The organism is Leptospira hartskeerlii, assembly GCF_002811475.1.
GTDB lineage: Bacteria > Spirochaetota > Leptospiria > Leptospirales > Leptospiraceae > Leptospira_B > Leptospira_B hartskeerlii.
Genome location: NZ_NPDL01000001.1, coordinates 515,319 through 537,861 on the forward strand (window position 1 = coordinate 515,319; position 22,543 = coordinate 537,861).

12 protein-coding genes are annotated in these 22,543 nt (G+C 42.0%); 5 read left to right on the plus strand and 7 right to left on the minus strand.

The window, feature by feature from the left end; translation table 11 throughout:
- Positions 1-11: 11 nt before the first annotated feature.
- Both CH352_RS02420 and CH352_RS02425 read left to right on the plus strand, forming a co-directional pair.
- Positions 12-806, plus strand: a complete 795-nt coding sequence (locus CH352_RS02420) for an SDR family NAD(P)-dependent oxidoreductase (protein WP_100706336.1) — start codon at positions 12-14, stop codon at positions 804-806.
- 25 nt (positions 807-831) lie between these two features.
- Positions 832-1,761: an alpha/beta fold hydrolase gene (locus CH352_RS02425; RefSeq protein ID WP_100706335.1), complete on the plus strand. Its 930-nt coding sequence runs from the start codon at positions 832-834 to the stop codon at positions 1,759-1,761.
- A 70-nt stretch (positions 1,762-1,831) separates the two neighbouring features.
- Here CH352_RS02425 and CH352_RS02430 read toward each other — a convergent pair whose 3' ends face one another.
- From CH352_RS02430 to CH352_RS02465, 7 genes are all read right to left on the minus strand, one after another.
- Positions 1,832-2,794, minus strand: coding sequence for an MBL fold metallo-hydrolase (locus CH352_RS02430; protein WP_243396270.1), 963 nt, complete (start codon positions 2,792-2,794; stop codon positions 1,832-1,834).
- A 469-nt stretch (positions 2,795-3,263) separates the two neighbouring features.
- A complete protein-coding gene (locus tag CH352_RS02440; protein WP_100706332.1) occupies positions 3,264-5,393 on the minus strand; it encodes a hypothetical protein in 2,130 nt (709 codons plus the stop codon).
- Between the two features lie 20 nt (positions 5,394-5,413).
- A complete protein-coding gene (locus CH352_RS02445) occupies positions 5,414-9,085 on the minus strand; it encodes a hypothetical protein (protein ID WP_125169476.1) in 3,672 nt (1,223 codons plus the stop codon).
- Positions 9,086-9,204: 119 nt separating this feature from the next.
- Positions 9,205-10,008 carry a hypothetical protein gene (locus tag CH352_RS02450; RefSeq protein WP_100706330.1) on the minus strand — a complete coding sequence of 268 codons (804 nt, stop codon included), beginning with the start codon at positions 10,006-10,008 and terminating at the stop codon, positions 9,205-9,207.
- A gap of 10 nt (positions 10,009-10,018) precedes the next feature.
- Entirely contained in the window at positions 10,019-11,494 is a 1,476-nt protein-coding gene (locus CH352_RS02455) for a hypothetical protein (protein WP_100706329.1), read from the minus strand.
- Positions 11,495-16,276, minus strand: coding sequence for a DUF6603 domain-containing protein (locus CH352_RS02460; RefSeq protein ID WP_125169475.1), 4,782 nt, complete (start codon positions 16,274-16,276; stop codon positions 11,495-11,497). It lies immediately after the preceding gene.
- Positions 16,277-16,309: 33 nt separating this feature from the next.
- Positions 16,310-18,592: a hypothetical protein gene (locus tag CH352_RS02465; RefSeq protein WP_100706327.1), complete on the minus strand. Its 2,283-nt coding sequence runs from the start codon at positions 18,590-18,592 to the stop codon at positions 16,310-16,312.
- A gap of 688 nt (positions 18,593-19,280) precedes the next feature.
- Here CH352_RS02465 and CH352_RS02470 point away from each other — a divergent pair.
- The 3 genes from CH352_RS02470 to CH352_RS02480 all read left to right on the plus strand — a co-directional run bounded on the left by CH352_RS02470 (position 19,281) and on the right by CH352_RS02480 (position 22,422).
- Positions 19,281-21,299 (plus strand): PLDc N-terminal domain-containing protein, encoded by a 2,019-nt coding sequence (locus tag CH352_RS02470; protein ID WP_100706326.1) that lies wholly within the window; start codon positions 19,281-19,283, stop codon positions 21,297-21,299.
- Positions 21,300-21,343: 44 nt separating this feature from the next.
- On the plus strand, positions 21,344-21,652 hold the full coding sequence (locus CH352_RS02475; RefSeq protein WP_100706325.1) for a phospholipase: 309 nt from the start codon (positions 21,344-21,346) through the stop codon (positions 21,650-21,652).
- A gap of 152 nt (positions 21,653-21,804) precedes the next feature.
- A complete protein-coding gene (locus tag CH352_RS02480) occupies positions 21,805-22,422 on the plus strand; it encodes a TetR/AcrR family transcriptional regulator (protein WP_100706324.1) in 618 nt (205 codons plus the stop codon).
- Positions 22,423-22,543: the final 121 nt, after the last annotated feature.

Consider the following 22,543-nt stretch of genomic DNA (forward strand, 5'->3'; position numbering starts at 1 on the left):
TATTTAAAACAATGTTCCGATCACTTCATATAGTAATCACTGGCGGGGCGACTGGTCTCGGTTATGCTATTGCCGAGGCACTCGCTGGACAGGGGGCCCGCCTAACACTCCTATCGCGAAAAGCGGAGAAGCTCCAATTTGCTGCGCAAGAACTTCGTCGGAGGCATCCGAATGTCGATATCGAGGTTCGGCCCCTCGATGTCAGCGATCCAATCGCAGCCTGCAAAGTCATTGATGAAATTGCTCGGCATCGTGGTGGCATTGACGCTTTGTTCAACAATGCGGGCGTGATGTTAGAAGGAAGGTTCGAAGATCTTACGCCAGACGATTTCGCTGCGGTGATCACAACCAATTTTTTTGGCGCGGTTAACGTTGCACGTGCCGTCTTGCCTCACCTTCGTGCCAGCGGAGGAAGATTGGTCAATATCGCCTCGGTCGCAGGGCTGACGGGCACCTTCGGTTTCACAGCTTACGGTTCCGCAAAACACGCGCTTGTCGGTTTTACCGATTGCCTTTATTACGAAATGCTAGGCGAGGGTGTCAAAGTCCACCTCGTTTGCCCGGCCGAATTTGAGACGCCAATGGTAGCGGAGCTGGATTCATACCGGACACCTGAGAACTTGCGGCACACGAACGCCATTCCTAGAACCGCTCTCGACACTGTCGTAGCAGACATTCTGAAAGGGCTTCGCAAGGAACAGTACCTCATAATCCCAGGCGCGTACACTCGGCTAGTGGTTCGGGCGTTGCAGCTTTTTCCCAACACCATGCGGCGAATTGGTGCGCGTCTCGTGAGGAAGCATTGATGGTATGCACTGGAGGAGATACACAATGAAGAAAAAACTCGTCGCGCTAGCAGTATCAATGCTGCTGCTTTTGGTGCTACTCTGGTATGCTACTCCCATGATCTTTCTTGGCGCTTTGCTCAAGCTAAACCGTTCGCTCTCAGGCCTCAAAGCAAAGCAAATCACTGCGGCAAATCATACAATCCATTTTCTCGAGGGCGGCGAGGGCGATACAATTGTTCTGTTGCACGGCATCTTTGCCGAAAAAGATCACTGGGTAGATTTTGCGCGTTCGCTGACTGGCAAATACCACGTTATAATTCCCGACCTACCCGCATTTGGCGAAAGCGATCGCAAAGCCGACGAGATTTATGACTATGCGCACCAGACCGAACGTCTCAAGAAATTACTCGACGCTCTTAGACTGCAGCGAGTGCATTTGGCTGGCAGCTCTATGGGTGGTACGATTGCCGCACTATATGCCATTCGTTATCCTGAACAAGTCTTGAGTGTGGCGTTTATCGGGGCCCCGCACGGCATTCACACGGCAAAGTTTAGTCAAATGGATAATCTCATCGAAGCGGGTAAAGCACCACTCGTCGTCGCAACTTCTTCTGAATTTGAAGTCATGATGAAATTGCTTTTTGCCCAAAGGCCCTTCCTGCCCTACCCAGTAATCTACGCCGCAGAACAAGGTGCTTTACACAATTCAGTATCAAATATGCGCATCTGGCAAGAACAGCTACGTGACCGCTTTTTACTCGATCAAAAAATCAGCATGTTACAGCAACCCTCGCTGATACTCTGGGGAGAAAAAGACAGCATCTTCGATGTTTCGGGTGTTGAAACGTTGCGCCAGAAAATGCCGCATGCACAGCTCATGATATTGGCTGACCTGGGCCATCTGCCCATGATGGAATCACCAGGAAAGGCGAGCGAATTATACGTCAGATTCCTTTCGTCAGCGCCAAAATAACTTTTCGATCGTACTTGGGGTGCCTGCCCTAAGTTCAGAAATTGTCGGACGTTAAATCGATTTAGAAAATTTAATAAATCTGTGCTATTCCTTCTTTTTGCACTATGAAATTACTTAAATTCAATCCGGCTTTAAGTAATTCCTTCTTTAATTCTTCAACAGGTGCGTTTAATGCTTCTTCTGTTTGTTGAAATGTTCCAAAGTGTATTCCGATTGAAAGTTTAGAACCTAAATCCATATGAGCTTGAATTGCATCCGAAGGATTCATGTGAACTAGCCTCATAAACCATCTAGGCTCATAAGCTCCGATCGGTAAAAGGGAAATATCTGGCTCGCCTAAACGTCTTTTAATTTCTTTATAGTGCGAAGAATACGCAGCATCTCCGCCAAAATATACTTGTCTATTCCCTATTCTGATCATGTAGCTACCCCATAAACTGTGATTTAAATCGAATATTCCTCTTGCGGAAAGATGTTGGGTAGGAGCAAACGTTACTTCTGCTTTCTTTTCTATTTTGATTGTTTGCCACCAATCCATCTCATATATATCAGAAATTCCTTCCGATTGTAGTAGTTCCTTGTCTCCCAACGGAACAAGAAACTTGGGAGAGAATTTTCTATTAATCGTTTTTAAAGTTTCCAAGTCTAGATGATCATAATGGTTATGACTGATAACCACCAGGTCTATCGGAGGAAGATACTCTATCTGAATACCTGGTTCTCTCACTCTTTTTGTTCCTACCCAGCTCACCGGGCTGATCCTTTCGGACCAAACCGGATCGGTAAGAATGTTTATCTCGCGGGATTGGATTAATACAGTCGCATGATTAATGAAAGTGATCCCGATTTGATCTTTATATAATGGATTTTTAATTAGATTTGCTTTCTCATTTTGAACCTTCTTTGGCCATTCTTCAAAATCAATTGTGGCTAGAAGCTTTAAAGTTCTCCATATTCCATTTTCTTCAAATTGGGTTGGGTTGTAAAAACGTTTGCCGTTGGAATGATCCGAGTTTGGGTATTTAGTAGACACGCAACATCCAAATAAGAGAGAGAAAAGAAAATATATATATGGGAGAACTATTATGTTTTTCGATTCTATTCTTGTGATGCCGGTTCCATGATTATTCTTTTTAAAAAATCGATCCATTTCGATCCTCCAGCAATAGGCAATTTATATGTAGGATTATAAGGGATTTAGAAGGCGACGTAAAGATTCGATACTACCGGATCATTGCCTAATCCTACCTTGCAAGGATGAATGAAGTAGCTGCCCTTTGGAATGCTGCATTATCATGATCGTCGTTTAATCAATCATTTGTAATAATACAGCAGGTATATCGAAGTTCTATTTTTTTATAATGAATTTTTCATTTACCCGCGCATACTTGAGCGAAGGGTATTTAAAATAATCTTTTTCTTCTTCCTCTTTTTGAATTGGTCCGAAATCCTCTATTTTAATTCCAGTTAAGAAGCATTTCCATTTATGGATTTCGTGCGACTTATAAAACCTTCGGATTATAATCGTTTGCATATAAATTGGAAGTGGTCAATAAATTGAATTTCGGTAACTTGCATATATCTTGGTAGGTGAATTGTATTATCTGTTGATCCAATCCGTCACCATCCAGCGTTAATTTGAAAATAGTGTCTGTTGGAGACAAAGGTTTCGGATGGCTATTATCATAATCTGATAAATGGTATTTCATTCCGACTGCGCCGTAAGATAGGAGCTGTTGTCGATTGGCTTCTTCGAAATTGTCTCCTCTCGCATAATCTTCTTCATTCAGGGTTTCATTGTTGTTTTCTATGGCATTTAATACGCTTCTTCTCTTATCATTATCTGCCCCGATTAGACACTCGAAGAATGTATCCGCATTGTAAAACCGGTCGAAATATCCGGATGCATAACGAGCTTCAACCGAAGCTTTTGTGCAGAAACGGGTCCTATATTTGATAAAAAAATAAATATTTGAAGTTTGATCGCTAACCTCACAACTCGCATAAACAACTACAGCTGCTTCGATCGTGAGTTCCGGTTTTTGTACTTTGATGGGCACTACTTTGGACAGAGTGGTCGGATAACCTTCTATATTTAGCGTATAAACAGTATCTATTTGGGGAAAAACCTCAAGAGTACCCTTGTCGGGGAACGGAGAGACTATACCGGGTAACGGCGTTCCATTTGCGAGAAGAGTTTTAGAGGAAGCGTAAATTGTATCCCAGGAAAGTATAATTTTTTCTTTCGGCTTTTTAGGATTCTGAGGATCAAAGTCGGAAGTAAACGACTTTAACTCGGTCGTAAATACGGTAGCTACAATCGTTTTTTGATCATACTTATCCCCTTGGAATGCTTTTAATGTAAACGTAACTGGAGAGTCCGTTATGTTTGCATATGTGAATTTTGATTGATTCACCGCGATTTGATCTTTGTGATCAATCGAGTTATACGAAGTTCCCTTATTACCGATTGTTATGGAAAGTTCCACGTATTCTGCATTTCGTGTTTTCCAATTCAAATCGATGCTCTGTCTATTTACGACTTCTAAGGTGTTCGACTCAAAGCTAAGTACTTTTGCCGAAGAAAGAGCTTTTTGTAGAGGCAATGTCAAATAGCCATCGTCAAACCCTGGAACATCCAGATACTGAAGATAAAGTTTAGTAATATAGGGAGTAAGATCCGTAAAAATCTTATGGGGGAAGATACTTAGAGTTTCTCCCACATCCAGCAACGCTTTGTTAGAATTGGTTGGCTTAATCGTCTGAAATAAGGTTTCCTGATCGGTAATCACGTACCAGCTGTCGTTGGAAAGGAATACTTTTATGTCTTTTCCTTTGCTGATCCGAGTCAGGGCTTCCTTTAATATTTCCGGATCCTGCGCATCGTCCGGCGCTAATTTCCAATGTAAGAGAAAACTAGGAGTTTTTTCCGCGGTGGCATTTATAAGAGGAACAGGATTCCCATTGCTATCTACACGATCATTGGAAAGTAAAAACCCCAATACGTTAAAAATTGGGCTGTCCGTGTTATTCGAACAATAGACTTCTCCAGAATGATCGGGAACCGTTTGCTTTGTGAGTTCGTTATTTGCATCAAAATGCGTCACAATACTTTCCACATCGGGAATCCAGTGTAAGCTAACGGGCAATGGCTTGGGAACAGCGGCAGGGGGATTTAGGATAAAGACGTTTTTAATATTAAAGAAACTAGATGGAGAAGCTGGTGAATGAATGACTTGGATCCCTATCGGATACATGGGTTGCGTTTTTCTGGAGACGGTAAGATTATCGAATTTAATGCTAAAAGCATCGCTTACCATGAGATCTTGTTGCAGAATGAGGTTCACTGTTATTTGGTCCGACGCCAATTCGAGTTTCCAATATGGATCGGGAATCACCAAGGCCTTGACCTCGCTTTGGCTAAGTAATCCCTCAAAATCTATCGTAATAGTAAAAGGATTTGCATTTTTCCCGTTATTTGTGCCCGGAAGTGTAAAGATATTATCCGACGTAACACCGACTTTCAAATGGAAATCATTTTGAGAAGGGTTGTCACTAATGAACACGGCCGATTTGTTGTCTAGAGAACTGTAGATTTTATTTTGCTCAAATTTGATCTTGAATGGATTCATATCTTATTCCTATTTGAAAGTTATTCGCTATCAGGTGTTAATATAAGCCAACCTTCTTTCACTGATTGAGGTGTGTATCCCATTTCGGCAACTGTGGATGGCTTAATAATTTCGGGCTCACTCTTCCAGGTGCCTTCTTTTGCAAACATCCATTTCCAAGTGTAGCCTGGAATAAGAGGTTTGTAAATTGCGACGGAGAATTTTGCAGAGAGGATTGGATGTACAGGAAAGGCTAATTGTAATTTTCGAAGTGCCGTTTCAAATTGATCCGGCGGAACGCTGATGCTGCCGACTGGTAAGATACCGGTAGTAACATGAATGTTTACTCTGGGGTCTATCAAAAGGGTTAGATAGGAAGTAGCGGCTAACGGATCGGAAGTCAGCATTATAGTACTATCATTCGGTTGCTTTACAATATCTTGATGGTCTTGTGCAGCCGGTGAGAAAAAAGTACCGTAATCCGTATTGTTTTCCGTTCCTTTAAAGAAACCAACCAACCCGTCGGTTACTTGAGTTAAATCTCCTAGATGTACTGGAAATTTTACTTCCGTAAATCCTCGAGTGTTCCGGATCTGTTTCGGATCGTTTTGAGTTTCTTCCTGTAATGTAGCCCAACTTAGCTCATGAGCAGGGAGTCCTTTTAGTTCTAGATCCAGACTAGCTCTAACCAGGGCTAAAGGTCTTCCCATCAGCAAGGCAAGATTGTTTTCTTCATTGGTATTAGCCGGTATGATTGTTCCTGCCGACTTATTGATCGAATTGAAAAGTTGATCTAGAAAATGCGCCGATCGGGAAAGAGAGGATTCTTTATCATCAATTGGGAAAACGGACAGAATAAAGTTCAGCAAGTGAACATTTTTGACTGATTTTTTGATATCATTGATTTGGTCCGCAATGCTGCCGAGAGGTAGGACATTCTTTCCTTCTTGAGGAAAAGAAGTCCATCTTGTCACGGATCTATCATTGATCAGATTGATTATACCCAATGGACTACCGTCGTAGTCATAAAAGAATAAACCTTCATAAAGTAAGTCCGGGATCACCCATCCGCAAATCGGAGATGAAGCCGGATGATCATTACTTTCGATTCTATCATTATTAGCCGAGATCCATCGAAACAATAGGCGAGCATGTTGAGAAAGTCTTGGCGGTAAATATATGAGTCTGTCTACATTTGGATTTCCGGTATTCACCGTAAGATTTTCCGATTTGATTAAATGATCCGGATCCGTCGGTAGTATCCTTTCTTTTCCGAAGATATCGATTAACTTTAAGGTCGATACATTAGCGAAGCCTCCGCGGATCGGATTGAAATCATTCTGGGGTAGAGGGTTGGTAGAAAGGTAATTGTTTACGTTCTCGGCGACGGAATTTACAAAATTCTGATAAACCGGTAATGGTTCCTGAGGATCTTTTACCTGCATTTGGATACTTTCGTGCTGCATTATCAAAGCATCGTGAAAACCGCCAAGTGATTGAGAAAGTAGCGGAGCAAAATGTGCGTTTTTTAATAATTCAGAAAGTTCTTCATCATTACTTTCTTGAAGATATTGAGTAAGTGCCGCTTTTAGATCAATGAAGCCATGCGGAGTCAGCATTACTGTACCTGAATATTTCTGATAATCTCCCAGCGGAATATCGTTCCTGGCGTTAAAGTCCACATTAAATTGATCTAGTAAGAAATTACCAGAAATAAGATCTTTCGCGTAGCTAGTATGATCTCCGGAGATAAGGCGCTGCACGGGATGGTATTCAACTTCCCAGTATAAGAATAAAGGAGAGCTTGGATTGGATTGCCAGATATTAATTGCTAAGGGCATAATCGGCAAAATTCCTTGCACCGCAAACTCACTTGACTCGATGGAATTCTGACGCAGTAGATTCGTTTGAAAATCTTGCAGTGCCTTTGCAAGTTCGGAAAAGCTTACGGAGGAATTTGTTTCCGATTTTTTATACAGACAAAATGCGATAAAAGTGGATTGATTTAGATCTGCAATGAATGCTTCAGTTAAGATCAGAGCAATGTCATCCCATAAAGGTAGCTGTTCGTATGTGTCTTCTAATGACAAGTCATCTATATTAAACATTAAGGAAGTGTTTTTGTGGGTAAGATGTTGTAGTAGCTCGTTCCGTTTTCTACACGGCAATTTTCCGGATTCATCAAAAGTATGATCATATCCGTAACGGATAGAGGGGGATGCCGCATCTCCACTTAATAGTATTACAGGATCTTTAGGTCTGAAATAGGATGGAGAATTAGACAATTGAATCCGGTATTCCATTGATCCTTTTGCTAATTCCTGATCTAAAGCTTTCCATTTATTCACGATTCGTTGTGCTAAGGAAGCTGGGTCTGAGGTAGTGGAGCAAATGAATGTTTTAGGATCATACTGATAATTCCCGATTTCTTTCACGAAGTTTGTAAGCAATGAATCTTGAGATGTAGCGATATAATCTTGTAGATTAGAAAGAAGATCGTTGGTATCTTCTTCAGAGAGAGCCGACTTAGCTCCAGATTTATCGGGTAGGTATTGCAGTAGCATACTGCGGTACCAATCCATATATAAAGATTCTCTTAAGCTCTCAAGCTGATTTCGAGCTTTATCATATTCGTATTGTAGTAAGTTCAACTCATTGAGAAGAGACGCGGCGATTTCGGACAGTGAAACTTCCGTCGCGGATTCGGAATGTAAGCTGGTTTCTGTCTTGGCTTTCTTAACAACTTCCCAGATATTGCCGCCCTTAGCTACATCAAACGCTTTTGTGTGAAGCTCCTCTTCTAATTTTGCGGGTAAGTCCGATTCGCCGGCTAACTTGTTCAAAATTCCTAGCTGCAATGCGTTCAATTGGTATTCGACAGCGTTAGAATGCTTACCTTGGTCCGATGCAAAAAGAGCGGATAAGCATTCAATATCATTATTTCCGATCGTAACTTTTAGATCGGATTGTTGGTCTATCTCATTGTAATCCTTATTATTGTCCCATATTACATTTTGAGCAGTTCCGCTGCAGATCGTTCTTGCTGGATAATCTTCGTTGAATTTCCATTTTAGATCTTCCGGGCGAGAAGCATACAAATTCAATATATCGTCTTCCGGATTTTCATACCATCCGTTGATCACATACGAGATCTGGTTACTGCCCGGATCGAAGTCAGGTATTTCGAAACTTTCAATTAGGCTATCGTAAAATCCGAATACATTTCGGCAGTTAGGATAATAAGAAGAAAAGTTTACGTTTCCATAACCTATACTTGTGAGATCTTTCCCGGTTTGGATTTTGAGGTAATTTCGATCTGTTTGATCCCGTTTTATCCAATCCATTAAAGAATATACTTTGCCTAGAAAAAGATGAAACTGGCTTTCCGTATCACAAGGAAATGTAGTGGGGAAATTCTCTGAGGAATTTAGCATAACGTAGTCGCTTTCGACGACCCATGATTGGATATGATTGATGGGCTTCTCTGGGTTTTTATAGGAGGTATAGATCCGGGTAACTAACCATCGGTTAGGTGCGGCAGGAAACGCAAGGTCTTGTGTTTCCGATACGGTTCCTTGAGTGATCACATCCGGTAAGGCCCAGTGCAGGTGGATTCCCTTTTCTAACGGGATCTGCGGAAACTTTTCAATCGCTTCCGCTAAGTAGGGACCGTTTAGCCAACTGGCTCCGTCTCTACTTTTCTTTGGTAACATTTTAAAATCTGCAGAGGGTCCTAAGAAAGTTTCACCTTGAAGTTTGCTATTGACACAAAGTGCTTCCACGTGTATTGGAACGATTATATTCGAAGTTTTTAATATCATGTATAGTCGGGTTATTTCTGATGGAAAGTAACTTGTCCCACTCCTTCTACCATTTGGTAGGCAATCTCCGCGGAAGTGAACGCTGCCTCGGCTGGGAATTCTTGTCGTATCGCTTCCGCCATGGCAGAAATGTTCAACACTAATTTTCGGTCAGACCTATACACGACAGGAGTAGATGATGCACCTGTGACGCTTGCATCGTGAGTAGCCCGAGTCTTTTTAAAATACTGCAATGGGTTCATAGGATCTTCTATAGGTGGGGAGGCTTCTCCTTCCGGCATGTCCAGGCCAAAGTGCATAGATTCGGCCGGTTCATGTAATTGGATCTCGCTTAACTCTCCATCGAAAAGAGCAATTATGATATTTGGCGATAGGTGATCGATACGAAGGACAGGGAGTTCTTTTTCGGAATTTTTATCATATGCCTTAAATTCAATTCCAGGCCATCCCTTTACTACTTCAGATCTCAATAATATTCCGGTAATAATTTTCTGACGATCCGGACTTTGAGAACCTTCCGAAACCATATCCTTTATTCTTGAATGTACCTCATATTCTGTCGCCGAGAAGTTTCCAAGACTAAAGGCGCCATCGATCAATGCTGATATCCAGTTGCTGTCTATATAGAAAAATCGTAGCGATTCTTCCGGAAGCATGCGTTCGTCCGGTACTAGAAGATTAAAGGGAATATTTTCAAGTCTGCTGAGTCGGTCGAAATATTCAACGATCGAGGAAGGGAGTTCTTCGGTAGTCAACGGGACACTGACAGAATCCGGTTTGATTATATTATTTGCATATGCTGATTTTAATTTCATATTCTTCGATTTATGATTTCGGGATCGGAGGAGGTTGCGGTAATTTAATTTCTTTTTTCGGCGCAAGAGCTACTTTGTCGGATAGTGCCTTGATGGATGTTTGTACGAGCCGGTTTTGAAATGTTCTGCTTATGCTAACGGCGCTTTCTTCCGTTTTATTTTCTTTCCCGTAAAGAAGATCTTTCAGAAAATTTAATTCAGTTTTTTTGATCAGTTCATAAAGTTTTCCATTTTTCCATTCATGGATTGCCCCGGAGATATCCGGATTAGAAAGGCTTTCCATTTTTCCTAATTGCCACGCTACAGCATAGGAAACATCAAACATGCCGGACTCAGGATTATAGCGATAGGCGGCATCTGCGCTTTCGTATGTATTGAAGTCTTTTGTCGCTTTTCGAAATGGAACTAACGGAGAACGATACCAAGATACCGTTTTTCCTCCCTCTCTCATAAGATGATCTACGGCAGTATATCCCATTTTTATTGGACCTTTAATCGCCTCGCCTGATTTTGCATCCGGTAATTGAAATGGTCCGGCGTCCAATTCTTTGAGATAAGTACTAAAATTTTTAGATTCTTTCATGCATTGAAAGCTCCACTTTTTTAAGCTCACCAGTCGGACATGTGTGGTTCCTGACGGAAGGGGAGTGTTCGGGATCCCTTTTTGATTTGGAAGATAATTTTCCATCTTTTCTAAAGAGATGAGATGTACAGTGCTACTTCTTCCCATAACTGGAAGCCTGTTTGCTACTATGGTTGCAAGATCCGTTTCGTCATTTACGGATTTTTGTTGTTGTGACTGACTCTTGCTACTCGTATTTACTTTTCTTACATGCGTAAGCCATCGAATGTCTTGGATGGTCGGGCATATTTCGTAGAACAAATCCAAAGGAACATCGATATATTGGATCTGGTCCGTAGATTTTTCTCCATAGTCTAGATCCGGTAAAAAAGAATAAGAGGCGATGCCTGCCGGTAGGTTTCCATCCGATGCCACGGCTGTTTTGGAATAAAGATCGCTTATAACGCCTTGAACGATATTTGGTACCGGATCAAATTGATCGAATACCATAAGGGCAAGCCATCCCGTAATAGTTTCCGGATGTTTAACATTGAAGTTATCATGTAGTGCTGAACGTTGCCAAGGAAGTGTGGGTTGGGATAAAACAATATGCGGTAATACGTTAAAATATTCACCGGTCGTATTTTCCGGTGGGAAGACGCTTTGAATCTCTTCTGGAGAAAGTTTAAAGCGTTCACCTCTTACCGCAAAGGAACGAATCGTCTCGAATTGGTCGATAAGTTTTTCGCGTGCGGGGTCTTCCGTTTGCGTAATTTCGGATAAAACTGGTTGGTCACTGTTTGCGATGAATTGCTTTACGGTTAGAGTATATTCTCCTGCTTCTATAGCAGGTAATTTAAATTCTTCGAAGGCGACTTGTCCTTTCGAAGTGAAATCAGGATCTGATTCGGTAGTCGGCATCATTTACTCTCCTAATAGCGTTACGACTGGCCAGTCGTCCAGAACTGTTTCCGTTGAAAAAATTTTCAGATCTACTTGATCATCCAGATCTAATCCGAACAGCTTCAGATCTTGAAGAATGTTCTTTCTGTATGCTTGTATTTCTGTCGCTTCAATATCTTGAAGTATTAGATTTCTATTAATTATCTCCTTTCCACTTCTATTATAGGTCAGATTCTCCTCCGATATGTTAGTTTCGAATGCATCGGAAGCCGGTGCTGTAGCATCGCTGTAGAAGATAATGTTAAGGTTGTTCTGTTCGAAGAGCAGCAATGAGATCGGAGACCAGGGAGTCTCCTTCGCTTCCGGTAATATTGGCCTTAGGGCGAATCCGACCAACGCTTTCGGAACGGTCCTAGGGCCATTCATTCCTTGATCTTCTAACCATAAGGCTCCCGGTTGTCCGCTAATGATCGGATCTATTAGAAAATTATCATCCAGAGTCGAGTCGCCGTGCTTGCTGAGGGTGATGGATATTTTTGTTTGGAAGTGCTGCGGGTTATAAGCAGACGGGTTTACACCGAAATCCATCGACCAACTATCGTCTTTCCTTGCGAAGGTTTCATTGTTAAATTGAACATACTTTAGAGGAATGACGGTATGAATCATCAATTCGGCATGTTCGGAGGATAATATCCAGTCGAATGTATCGTTCTTATCCGAAAGGTCCACTAACAGACCTTGGGAAACCCTGATGGAGAGGTAGTTGTCTTTTTGCCCGACTAATGGAGCCGGTAAGAAAGATTGTTTGAACTGGTCCCATGTCAGAGGGATTCTTTGCGGACTCGAATCTCCGAAATGAATGCTAAAGGAACAAACATAAAGATGTACGCGGGCAGTTCCACCGAAATTGGGCCCATGAAAATCGACTCCAACGCCGACACTTACGGATATCCTAATATGAGCAAAGAGTATGCTGATGGTAAGCGAGACTCCGATACTTATTGATACGCTAGCTTCGTAATAAAATGGTTTCCATTGCATTAGGAAATCGATCTCTGCGGTAAACCAGGCATCGATTCCCCCCGATTCCCATATTGCGTTAAAGCTTCCTCCGGCCATGAGCGCATGAGGTACAACCGCAAAATACATAGAGCCACTGATCGATAAATTGGAAGATAGTCTCCAGTTGAAGCCGATCCGGGATAGATTGGGATAATGGGCCGGTGCTTGAAACTTAGGATGGTATCCACCCAAACTATATACGAAGTCTCCCTCGTTTTCACCGGCAAACCACTTGCAATAAGCAAAGTAACCGCTCAACCGATTGATTGGGGCAAATAAATAGGAGGCTTTGGTAAGACCTCCGCATACTTTCAAATATCCTTTGGCTTCACTATAAGAAGCGAACAACACCATTTCCGCATAAGCAATGGGGTTGGGTATTTGGCTAGGAACGCTCATGCGAGAAAAGCCTAAGATATTTGCCTCAAGTCCTTCCCGATCCATATCTATGATCAAAAGTGCTAATGAGTTGATTAGTTCGAATGAGTTAAATGTGATCCCTGCGGCGAACCATTTTGCTCCAAGTTCAGGGACAATATCCGCAGACATTTCCCTCATGACCATTACAGGGTCAGAAGTATTGGAAAACATGGTCTGTTGCGGTAAGGCCGCATTGATCAGACTGAAATCCCGAATCCTTTCTAATTGAGGTATCTTGAGTTTGCTATTATAACCCATTCCTGCGGCAGCTCCCGTTAGCCGGAACAGGCTAGGTTCGGTTAACGGGAATTTCAGAATCGCAAAAATGAAAAACGAGGGGTGGCCATCGATCGTACCGTAAGCTCCTACGGCAGTCATGTCGAAACTGGTTAGGCTCAGCCTTGCTAATCCTTGATAGACCTCCCCTGACCTTAAAAAGCCCCCCCCGATAGTCACAGGAGGATTATTGTATTCTACGCTGAGGCCGCTCAGTTCAAACGTCGGCGAAAAATCCGTGAATGGAGTGTTTAATCCAAGTCCTGCAAGGCCGATCTTGATCCCACCTAAATCGATAAAGGCATCAATGAGTAAACCTACTCTAGAATTTTGGAATCGTACACCGATGCGATCCAAATTGAATGCCTTGAAGTTTAAGTGTACGGGAAACCATTTTGTTTTATCAACGGGAGTCTGCTGTGTGATAGGATCGGGCGGAATATAAGCTCCAGGAAATTGTTCCTGAGATTGTGTTTTGGATTCTATTGGAACGGATAGTGCAACGTTAGATCCAGCTAATTGGAGTTTTACGGAAAAGGAAGAGCCACTCTCTACCGAAGTAGAAGACGCAGGGCTCAATGCAGATTGCGGCAATTTTTGAAGGAGAGTTTCCAATTCTACACCCTTAAATTCTCGAGAGGCAATCGTGCAATTGATCGAATGCAACTTCATGTCGCCTACAGCACTCAATTGAGGACCGGCAACCGGCAAATCTTTTAGGTCTATATCAACGTCAATTTCTAGGCAAACGATATGGTCCCAATGAGCTTTGCTACTATTGCTGCCCTCACTGCTGGCGTTGGTGGGAGTCTTGCCATATGTATCTGCGGGGTCCAGCTTTTGAGCGAGTAGGCTGATCTTTCCCAATTGTTTTTCGCCGTCTTTTACCGTGCCGGAAATCACCATGCATTTGTTAGGGGAACCGACATTAAACTCCATGTAAAGATCATGGATTGTCAGTTCGCCCAGCCATATGGGCATTTCTAATCCGATCCATTCTCCCAGATTTTCGATCAATTTGCCGAAAGGAATCGGAGATGCGCCTTGTGCAAGTTGGAATACCCAACCTTGCAGAGAATCGCTGTTAGTTGATCCCTGCGGTAAATCAGATACTTTTTTGTCGGCAGCCAACGTAAGTTGCACGCCTCCGACATCGAAGGTGATATGGATCGTGGATTGTTTGGAGTATCGCTTTTGTTGCGGATCCACCAGGGTTCGGCTTACATGGAAGAAATTAATCTGAAGCCCCAGTCCTTCAAAAAAAGGAATGGTGTCCGAAGAACTTCCTTGGATATCGAACTCCCCTGTTTTTGGTGTTACGGAAATAGCTAGGTTTTCAACGGTAAAGTCCGGAAACTCTAAGGGAAGATCTATACCATGCAGGAACTGGTCGATCAGATTTCCGACATTAATGGAAGAGAAGAAGGTTTTAATACTTAATTCTTTTTGAATATCGACCGTAATGATGGCACTAGTGTCTCCAATTAAGAAACTACCGCTTAGAACTGCTGTTGTATTTTTTTCTTCTTTTTGGAGTTCTATATGCATTCCTGTGACGGTAAGCATTGATTTTCCGCTGATGTTGATTTCCCAATCGGATCCTATGTCCAGGATCAGTCCGAAGGTTTTGGTCTTGTAATTTCCATCCAGTTCGAAATCGACAATTTCTATTTCCGGCATATGGTTCACGCTTAGCAATTCCTCCAGAAAAGATCCGATCTCTAATTTCTGGTTAGGAGCTAAGAAGATCGAGATGTCTCCCGGATCAGGGTCTAACGTGGTAATCAAGTCAGTTCCGTTAAGATCCCATACTCCGACCACTCGGAGAGAAGTTGTTTCAGGATTTACGGAATTCGCATATTGTTTCTTATAGATCAGTTGAGGAAGGATGCTGACTTTTCCTTCCAAAAGTTGCCAGGGTGACGAGGTAGTTAAAGTAAAACCTAAGGAATTGATTCCGGCATTACTGCTTAAAGATAAACTAAAGTTAATCTCCTTCAAACTAATATCGCCTAATGCACTGAAGTCGGATGGCAAGTTGAGGTTGCCTAGGCTGAGAGCAGCGATAAGTTTTTGGACAGTAATGAGGCCGGAATCAAAATATCCTGTAATTGTAAGGTTTTTACTCCCAATGCCTGCGAAAACGACCAACTCTAGGTCACCGATCTGCACATCTAAGTAAAAACCAGGATCCACTCCTGAGATAATGCTAAGGCCCGTGCGAATGTTGAGAGTCTTTAAACTGATTTGAATGGAACCTACCGAGAAAGAGATCCCTTCGTCAAAATGATAGCCGATGTCGGCTACTCCATCTCGGATAATCGGAACATCCGTCTCCGGTGCTTCATGTTCCGGGATATATTCCGGTCCGATACAAGCAAAAATGGGTAATGAGCTAGGTAGATTGGGGATAAAGCTTAAAGTAGTCCAGAAATCGCCTTGCGGTGCAATGTTGCCGGTAAAATTCAGTCCCGCCTTTAATTCTTGTCCGGCAATATCCAAGGGTAAATTAGTATTTTCTAATAAAGAACTGGTGCGATATGTGATCTCATTATGCTTTTGAGCTTCCGAAGCTTCGAAAAAATCAAAAGAAGAATAACGGACATCGATTTTATCGATATCAATTTCCTTGAAAAATGATTCTTGTCGGCCCAAGGAGATCTTATCCGGAGCACTGTCTTCATATCCGGGAAGATTTTGATATACTTTTGTAATATTCCAATGGTCGGGAAAGTTAGAAGGAACAATCAAACATTCGAGTCGTTTTTTATCGGAAGAACCTGTTTCCCAAGATAAGAAAAATGTAATGGTGACTTGTATGTCCTCAAACTGAAGGAGATTCGTTTTTCCGGATATGCTAAAATTGCCATTTCCGTCCTGGGTTGACTTTTGAGGCTGCCCGATTTTGAAAGAGTCTGTTTTTAGAATGGTAAATAACTGATCCGTTAGGTAGTCTTCTTGGAGCGTTGTTTTGTCCAAGACGAGATCCAAGTTAGGCGTGATTGCTATCCTCGAAAATAGATTGTTCAGCTGAGGGTTCGTCATGTTCTTTTTACTAAATCCAAATATAACTTGACTTTAGCGCACCGGAGCCAGTGAATCCATTGCACTTTTGAGTGCTCTCGGGATACTAAGTAAATAAAGATCTTGAGAGAACGCAAATCCTGCTTCGATCATCGACCCAACAAGAACGGTCCAATTCGGGTCTTTTTGTTTGTTTTTTTTGTAATCGTTTAGGTAGACTCTAAAGTTGTCTGGAATCGGTGGATCTCCTTCGTATTGACCAAGGAGCTGCTCTATGAATCTGGCAATTACGGATGCTTTGTAGCGATCTGCCATTCCATTTGCATACGTACAGATTTTTCGATCTACAAACTCTTCTAATATTAAGAACTCATTATAATCAAAACTTTCACTCTGTGCATCATACCAATGGTCAAAAATTTTCCTATCGTTATAATACAGTTTATACCTTATATATTGGGCGACTGGTAGAAATTCGACGTCAGCCTTGCCGCCATCATCTGTAAAATTGGACCGCTCACCCGGAGAGATCCTGGCTCCATTTGTGGGAAGCAGATACGCTGTGATTTTTGCCTTTAAGCGATCGACACTTCTTTTTCTCTGCCCTGTCTCGATGGCTAGCTGCTCCGTGTTGCAATGATTGCTACCTGAAACGAAGTTTGCTGGAACTTCTTCTCCTCCATCTCCATGCCCGAATAGGTGACACCATTCTTGGCTGGTTCGGACCCAAATTTTCGGATCGACATCCATTCCCGAACTAGCTGCAGATTGGGCTGAGTCTATGTAACTTGGTTTATATCTGCGAAAGATCTCTGAGAGAATTTTATCAGTCTCGAAAGAATAATTCATGAACCGGGTTGCGGACAGTCGAGACGCTTCAAATTTAAGCTGGCGTGCTTCACACCAGGCTTTATACGTTTCGCGAAACATTCTTCCTTCTGGCAAGAGCTGTTTGGTCATAAAAAACTTTCCCATTACGGAGGCGGCGCTGATTCGCTTTGCTTTTTCTCCTTGGTTCAAATTAATCCCTGGAGTCCCGTCGGCCGCGCGAGGACCACCCTTCATCTTTTTGCGGATTAATGGTAGATCCTTGTATTGTTTTATGATAGAGACATTCTCAAAATGGAAGGTGATAGGAGCTTTATATGTTTGTGGCAAATTCTTTCTCTTTTCGAATATATCCGCAGCTATCCTTCTCTGTTTCTTGTAATATCTAATATGCTCATCCGTGGAGCTTGGATGGTGATATGTCGTAGCATGTCCGTTCCGCCCAAGAAAATCTGTTTCCTTTTCATTAGGAGTGTTTGTCTCGAAGTAAGCTGCAACGCTTGGCACATGCGGAGGTCTTTGTCTGATATCAAGCCCTAACATAAACCCCATATATATATTGCCGGTCCATGCATATTCGTTTTCTTCTATATTATCTGCTCTACCTTTTCCTCCGTGTGCTCCTCCGCTCGATAGTGCCATGAATGTTCTGCCTAAAAATGAATCTATCGCGTTTCCATTCACAAAATAATAAGGTCGGATAGAAGATTTAAAGCCTGGCGCGTACTTACTTGAGTTTACGTCTGATCCGAAATAAGTAGTAAGTATTTTCGAAACATTGTTTCCTCCTCTTGCGCTCCCGTCGCTGACCTGGGTCATAAGGTTCAGTTCAGAATATTTCCCCGACGACGAATTCAGGAAGGTCCACAGTTTTACTGTTGTGTTATCAAAATAAAGAGCACGATCCGGGACGATTTCATAATTTATTCTAGAAGGATCCTGAAAGTCCAAATAACGAAGTAACTTTCCAAAAAAAAATGAATCTTCTCCTCGGGAATATCTCTCAAAGCAGTATTTTCCTCCCGAAAAACCGACAATTCCAAAATCATAAAATACTTCTTCATTATTGCCATTTAAAAAAGGATGACCATCGATTTGGATATCAAAATGAAGCCAGGAAAGATAATTATCCGCCTTGGCCAAGATGTAATTCAGTTGCTGGTTTCGTTTTTCCCACAAATCTCGTCGGTCTCGATCATCTCCCCTGCTGCTTAATATTCGTGCGGTGGAATCGGAAAAAGTGATTTGACCTCGTGTCTCCGTATTCATCGATAGCTTACCGATTGGCAGTTTCGGATCCGTGTTGTTTTCAACAGATTCGTTATCGCCTTCCGGGAGTTCTTCGATATCTTGTTCAACTTTATAAGATTCATAAGCTAAGTTGATGGCAAAATAGAGAGGAAATTCCAATAAGCCGGTTTTACCGATAAAATATCTGAGCTCTTCGACCGAGAATTGGGTTTTTAACTCCGGAAACTGGTCCAGGAATGGAAAAAAATCATTTGGCATACTACCGGAGAATTCATTCCTTTCGTCATCAACTAAGTAATAGGGAGTGATCTTGCAAGGCATACTGGTTTTAGTGAATACAATCTAAAAGGTCAAATTTTTGCTAAAGACGGAACTTATCCCGAGCATATAAATCTTTCCTAATGAACTGGGTCTCTTGAACAGCAAATAAAGAGCGAATGACGCTTAATCGTCAATTCAAATTTACTAATATTTTCAATGGATCCAATTTTCTTGGAAAAAAATTATCCCTTCTTGCTGGAAAGAAAGGCAACCTTACCCCGGCTTTATCCAACCATAAGAAGCCAGAACTGTTTTGAGCAAGCTATTATTGCCTTCAGCTACTTGAGAGTGTATTCTATTTTTAGAATATATTTTCCTCTCATCTAAATATATTATTTTTAGATCTTTCGAAAAGCCCGACTAATCGGCCTTTAACTCAAAAAATGTTTCTTCAATATCTTCTCCGAAAACTCGCAATTGAGTTCTTCTGTTCAAGCTTTCTACGGTAGGCTTGAGCAGGTTCCATTTTTATATTTCGATTCAATGGAACCCGAGTAATGCCTAATTTAAATCTTTTTCGCTTAATAAAAAGGTTGACTTTTTCTCTCAAGACTATAAGAGTCAAAATGTGAGCAAAAGCTCACATTTTTCATATTAACGATCTTTGCATAAAAGGGGCGTTCCAATGCGTGAAACAACGTCGAAGGTTTTTTATTTTTCTCACTTATTCCTTATTATGGCCGGGGTTTCTATCGCAATCGTAGTCTTCGGATGTGGTAGCGAGGATGAAAAGCCGAATCAAGGTTTTGCGCACGTACTCATGGTGGACAATGCGTTTTCTCCACCTATGCAAAGGATCCATGTAGGTGGACAGGTCGAGTTTTTGAATACGGGTGCGAATCCGCATAATGCGATCTCTGTGGATAAGTCTTGGTCTACTGAGAAAAATTTTGGGAATATAGTCATGCCGAGTGGTGCAAAAGTAAAAATTACTTATCCGAAGGAAGGAGTATTTCCTTACTTCTGTAGTTTTCACGCGGCACCGGACGGATCTAAGGGTATGGTAGCGGATATCGTAGTAGGAGACGTTCCGTATAATCCCGCTAAAAGAATAGGAAAACAATGGAAGTCTGTAGAAAAATTTTCGGGAAGAACACTTCACGTTCCAAAAAGTTATCCGACGATCCAAAATGCTGTAGATGCTGCATTCCCGGGAGATCTGATCCTCATCAGTGAGGGAATATATTACGAAGAAGTTATAGTGACCACTCCTTCACTTGTTTTGCGGGGAATGGATCGGAATAGAACGATCCTTGATGGCCAATTCCAAAGAGGAAACGGAGTTATGGTGGTCAGTGCGGATGGCGTTGTAGTCGAGAATATGACTGCTCGAAATTACAAACTAAACGGCTTCTTTTGGACCGGAGTGAAGGGATATAGAGGCTCGTATTTAACCGCATATAATAACGGTGATTATGGAATTTACGCCTTTGATTCCATAAATGGAGTATTAGAACATTCTTATGCATCAGGATCTCCGGACTCAGGGTTTTACGTAGGGCAATGTTATCCTTGTAAGGCGATTCTTTACGATCTGATTTCTGAAAATAGCGCTTTGGGGTATTCCGGTTCAAACGCCGGAGGCGAGTTATACATCTTAAGTTCCGTTTGGAAGAACAATATTACGGGTATAGCTCCAAACAGTTTGGATACGGAACTCCTTCCGCCAGAAAGAGAGACTACGATTATCGGAAACCTAGTATACGATAATAACAATAGGTCAGTCCCCGTAAAACCCTTCGAATATCCTTCCTACGGAACCGGAATATTGATCGCGGGCGGACAAAAGAACGTTATTAAAAAGAATGTCGTAATCGGGAATGCAAACTATGGCATTTCGATCTTTCCGAATTTAGAAGAGAGCCTTTGGCTTTCACATTTAAATATCGTAGAGGATAATATAGTTTATTCTTCGGGGCTTGGAGACTTAGTGGTGTCCGGACCGATCAGTATCGGAAATTGCTTTTCGAATAATAAATTCCAAACATCCATTCCTCCACTTTTGGAGAAAACGAATCCATGTTCTTCACGATATCGATTTCCGTCGGGAGGAGAACTATTTCCTATCTTCAACGCTATTTCCTTGGCGATAGATGCATCGCATGGGGATTATCCAAAGGGAGATTGGAGAAAACAACCTATTCCTCCCGAGCAGAAAACTCTTCCTTTGGGAGCGACTTCTCCGGTAAAACCTGCAGTACATCCTTTCGAAGACTTTCCGTTGGATTTGGATCATGTCGCTCTTCCGGAAGAAGCAACTTTAGTCTTGGCGGAAAGGACCCCGAAACGAGGAAACATTTTCGGCAGTTTTTCTTTACCTAAACCTTTGAATTTGCGTGTGATCATCATCCGTTGGTTGGGATATATCCTTCCTTTGATCTTATACGTTTGCTTAGTTAGTCTTTCCTTAAAGGATTTAACCCTTAGGTCGCGAAGCGAGTCAAAAAGAACTCTGTGGGTCCTTTTTACTTCCTTGGTTCCTTTTGTAGGCGGGGCAACATATCTTTTATTCGGAAAATCCTCTTATCCCAAACATATTAGGTATACGTTATTAGGAGTAGGATTCGGAGTATATTTTGTATTTCTAATATATTTGGGAATAGAATTATCCGGCTCCGCCGCTCCGACCGACTTTGGAAACTGATATTTTAAATCGAAATCTAATATATTTTTTATTGGGAGATAAAAATGGAAAGCGCGCAAATTTTTGAACCGGGAGCAATCGCTTTGCTCTTCAACCTGTACGGATATTATATTTTCTTTATTCTTTTTGCACTTTGGACCCCTTTGGCCGTAGTCGATTTGGCCGGAAGAACGGATTTAAGCGTAAGGGCAGGAAGTATATGGACGGTGATAGTTATACTTGTGCCATTGCTGGGAGCTGCTGCTTACCATATCGCTGGCGGTTCGCAAGTTCCCGTTCGTATGAAAAGCCTTCTTGTTTCGGGCGGATTTCTTCTTCTCTTTTTGACAATCATGATTTCGACAATCGTTTGACTGTCAGAACTTGAGTTAGAGTCAGGAACCTCTTTCAAACTATAGCTCCTCCACCTAGGTCGTTCCTGGGTGTTTTTTTCTCGTCCCCGAATGATATCGCGAAGAGCAGTGTCCGACTTGACAGTTGAAAGAGATAAACCATTTTGAAGAGAATGATGCAGGATGCCTCCATTCCGAAGAGAAGAGCTCGAAATAGTTTGAACCAAGCTGAAATCGTTCAGGCGAGTTTGGAAATTATTAACCAGGAAGGTGTCGATGGGTTCTCTATGAGGAGAATTTCGAAGAAGTTAGGATGTAGTATCGCCAGTCCTTATTCTTATTTCAAGGGCCAGCAAGAGATCCTTGGACTCGTTATTTTCGAGGGAGAAAGAAGGTTAGCTGAGATGATAAGTAGTTCTCGCACAGTTGGTAATACTACTTTCAAACGATTGACTTCCATTGCCGAAGCCTACTTCAATTTTTCAGGGAAGAATAGGGAATTGCATAAAGCTATGGGCAAGACGTCCTTTCGCCGTAGATATAAAAAGACCTTTCCGATTTTATCCTTAGGATATCGAATATTTCTTCGCACGATTCGAGATGGGGTTTACTCGAAAGAATTTCAAATTTCAAGTAGGGAGATCCCTCTTATAGCTAGAGCTATGTATTCTTGGATTTATGGGATCGTATCTTTGGTCTCGGAAGATTCTTCCGGAAGAAGAAACAAGGAGGATTCTCTGCAAGAAGGAATATCTCTGTTCCATAAATTACTTTTACGGGAATCTTCCTAAAATTCGAATTTAAGTTAGTCATCTCGCCTATAGCAAAAAACTCCTCACACTTCTTATGCGGTGTAATGATTTAAATCATCCTGACTCAACCCGAACTTTCTTGAAACAATCACCTTCCTTA

Coding starts and splice junctions, on each gene's coding strand:
- CH352_RS02470 (WP_100706326.1), top strand. CDS start 19,281: ATGCGTGAAACAACGTCGAAGGTTTTTTATTTTTCTCACTTATTCCTT.
- CH352_RS02450 (WP_100706330.1), bottom strand. CDS start 10,008: ATGAAATTAAAATCAGCATATGCAAATAATATAATCAAACCGGATTCT.
- CH352_RS02475 (WP_100706325.1), top strand. CDS start 21,344: ATGGAAAGCGCGCAAATTTTTGAACCGGGAGCAATCGCTTTGCTCTTC.
- CH352_RS02460 (WP_125169475.1), bottom strand. CDS start 16,276: ATGACGAACCCTCAGCTGAACAATCTATTTTCGAGGATAGCAATCACG.
- CH352_RS02420 (WP_100706336.1), top strand. CDS start 12: ATGTTCCGATCACTTCATATAGTAATCACTGGCGGGGCGACTGGTCTC.
- CH352_RS02425 (WP_100706335.1), top strand. CDS start 832: ATGAAGAAAAAACTCGTCGCGCTAGCAGTATCAATGCTGCTGCTTTTG.
- CH352_RS02440 (WP_100706332.1), bottom strand. CDS start 5,393: ATGAATCCATTCAAGATCAAATTTGAGCAAAATAAAATCTACAGTTCT.
- CH352_RS02445 (WP_125169476.1), bottom strand. CDS start 9,085: ATGTTACCAAAGAAAAGTAGAGACGGAGCCAGTTGGCTAAACGGTCCC.
- CH352_RS02480 (WP_100706324.1), top strand. CDS start 21,805: ATGATGCAGGATGCCTCCATTCCGAAGAGAAGAGCTCGAAATAGTTTG.
- CH352_RS02455 (WP_100706329.1), bottom strand. CDS start 11,494: ATGATGCCGACTACCGAATCAGATCCTGATTTCACTTCGAAAGGACAA.
- CH352_RS02465 (WP_100706327.1), bottom strand. CDS start 18,592: ATGCCAAATGATTTTTTTCCATTCCTGGACCAGTTTCCGGAGTTAAAA.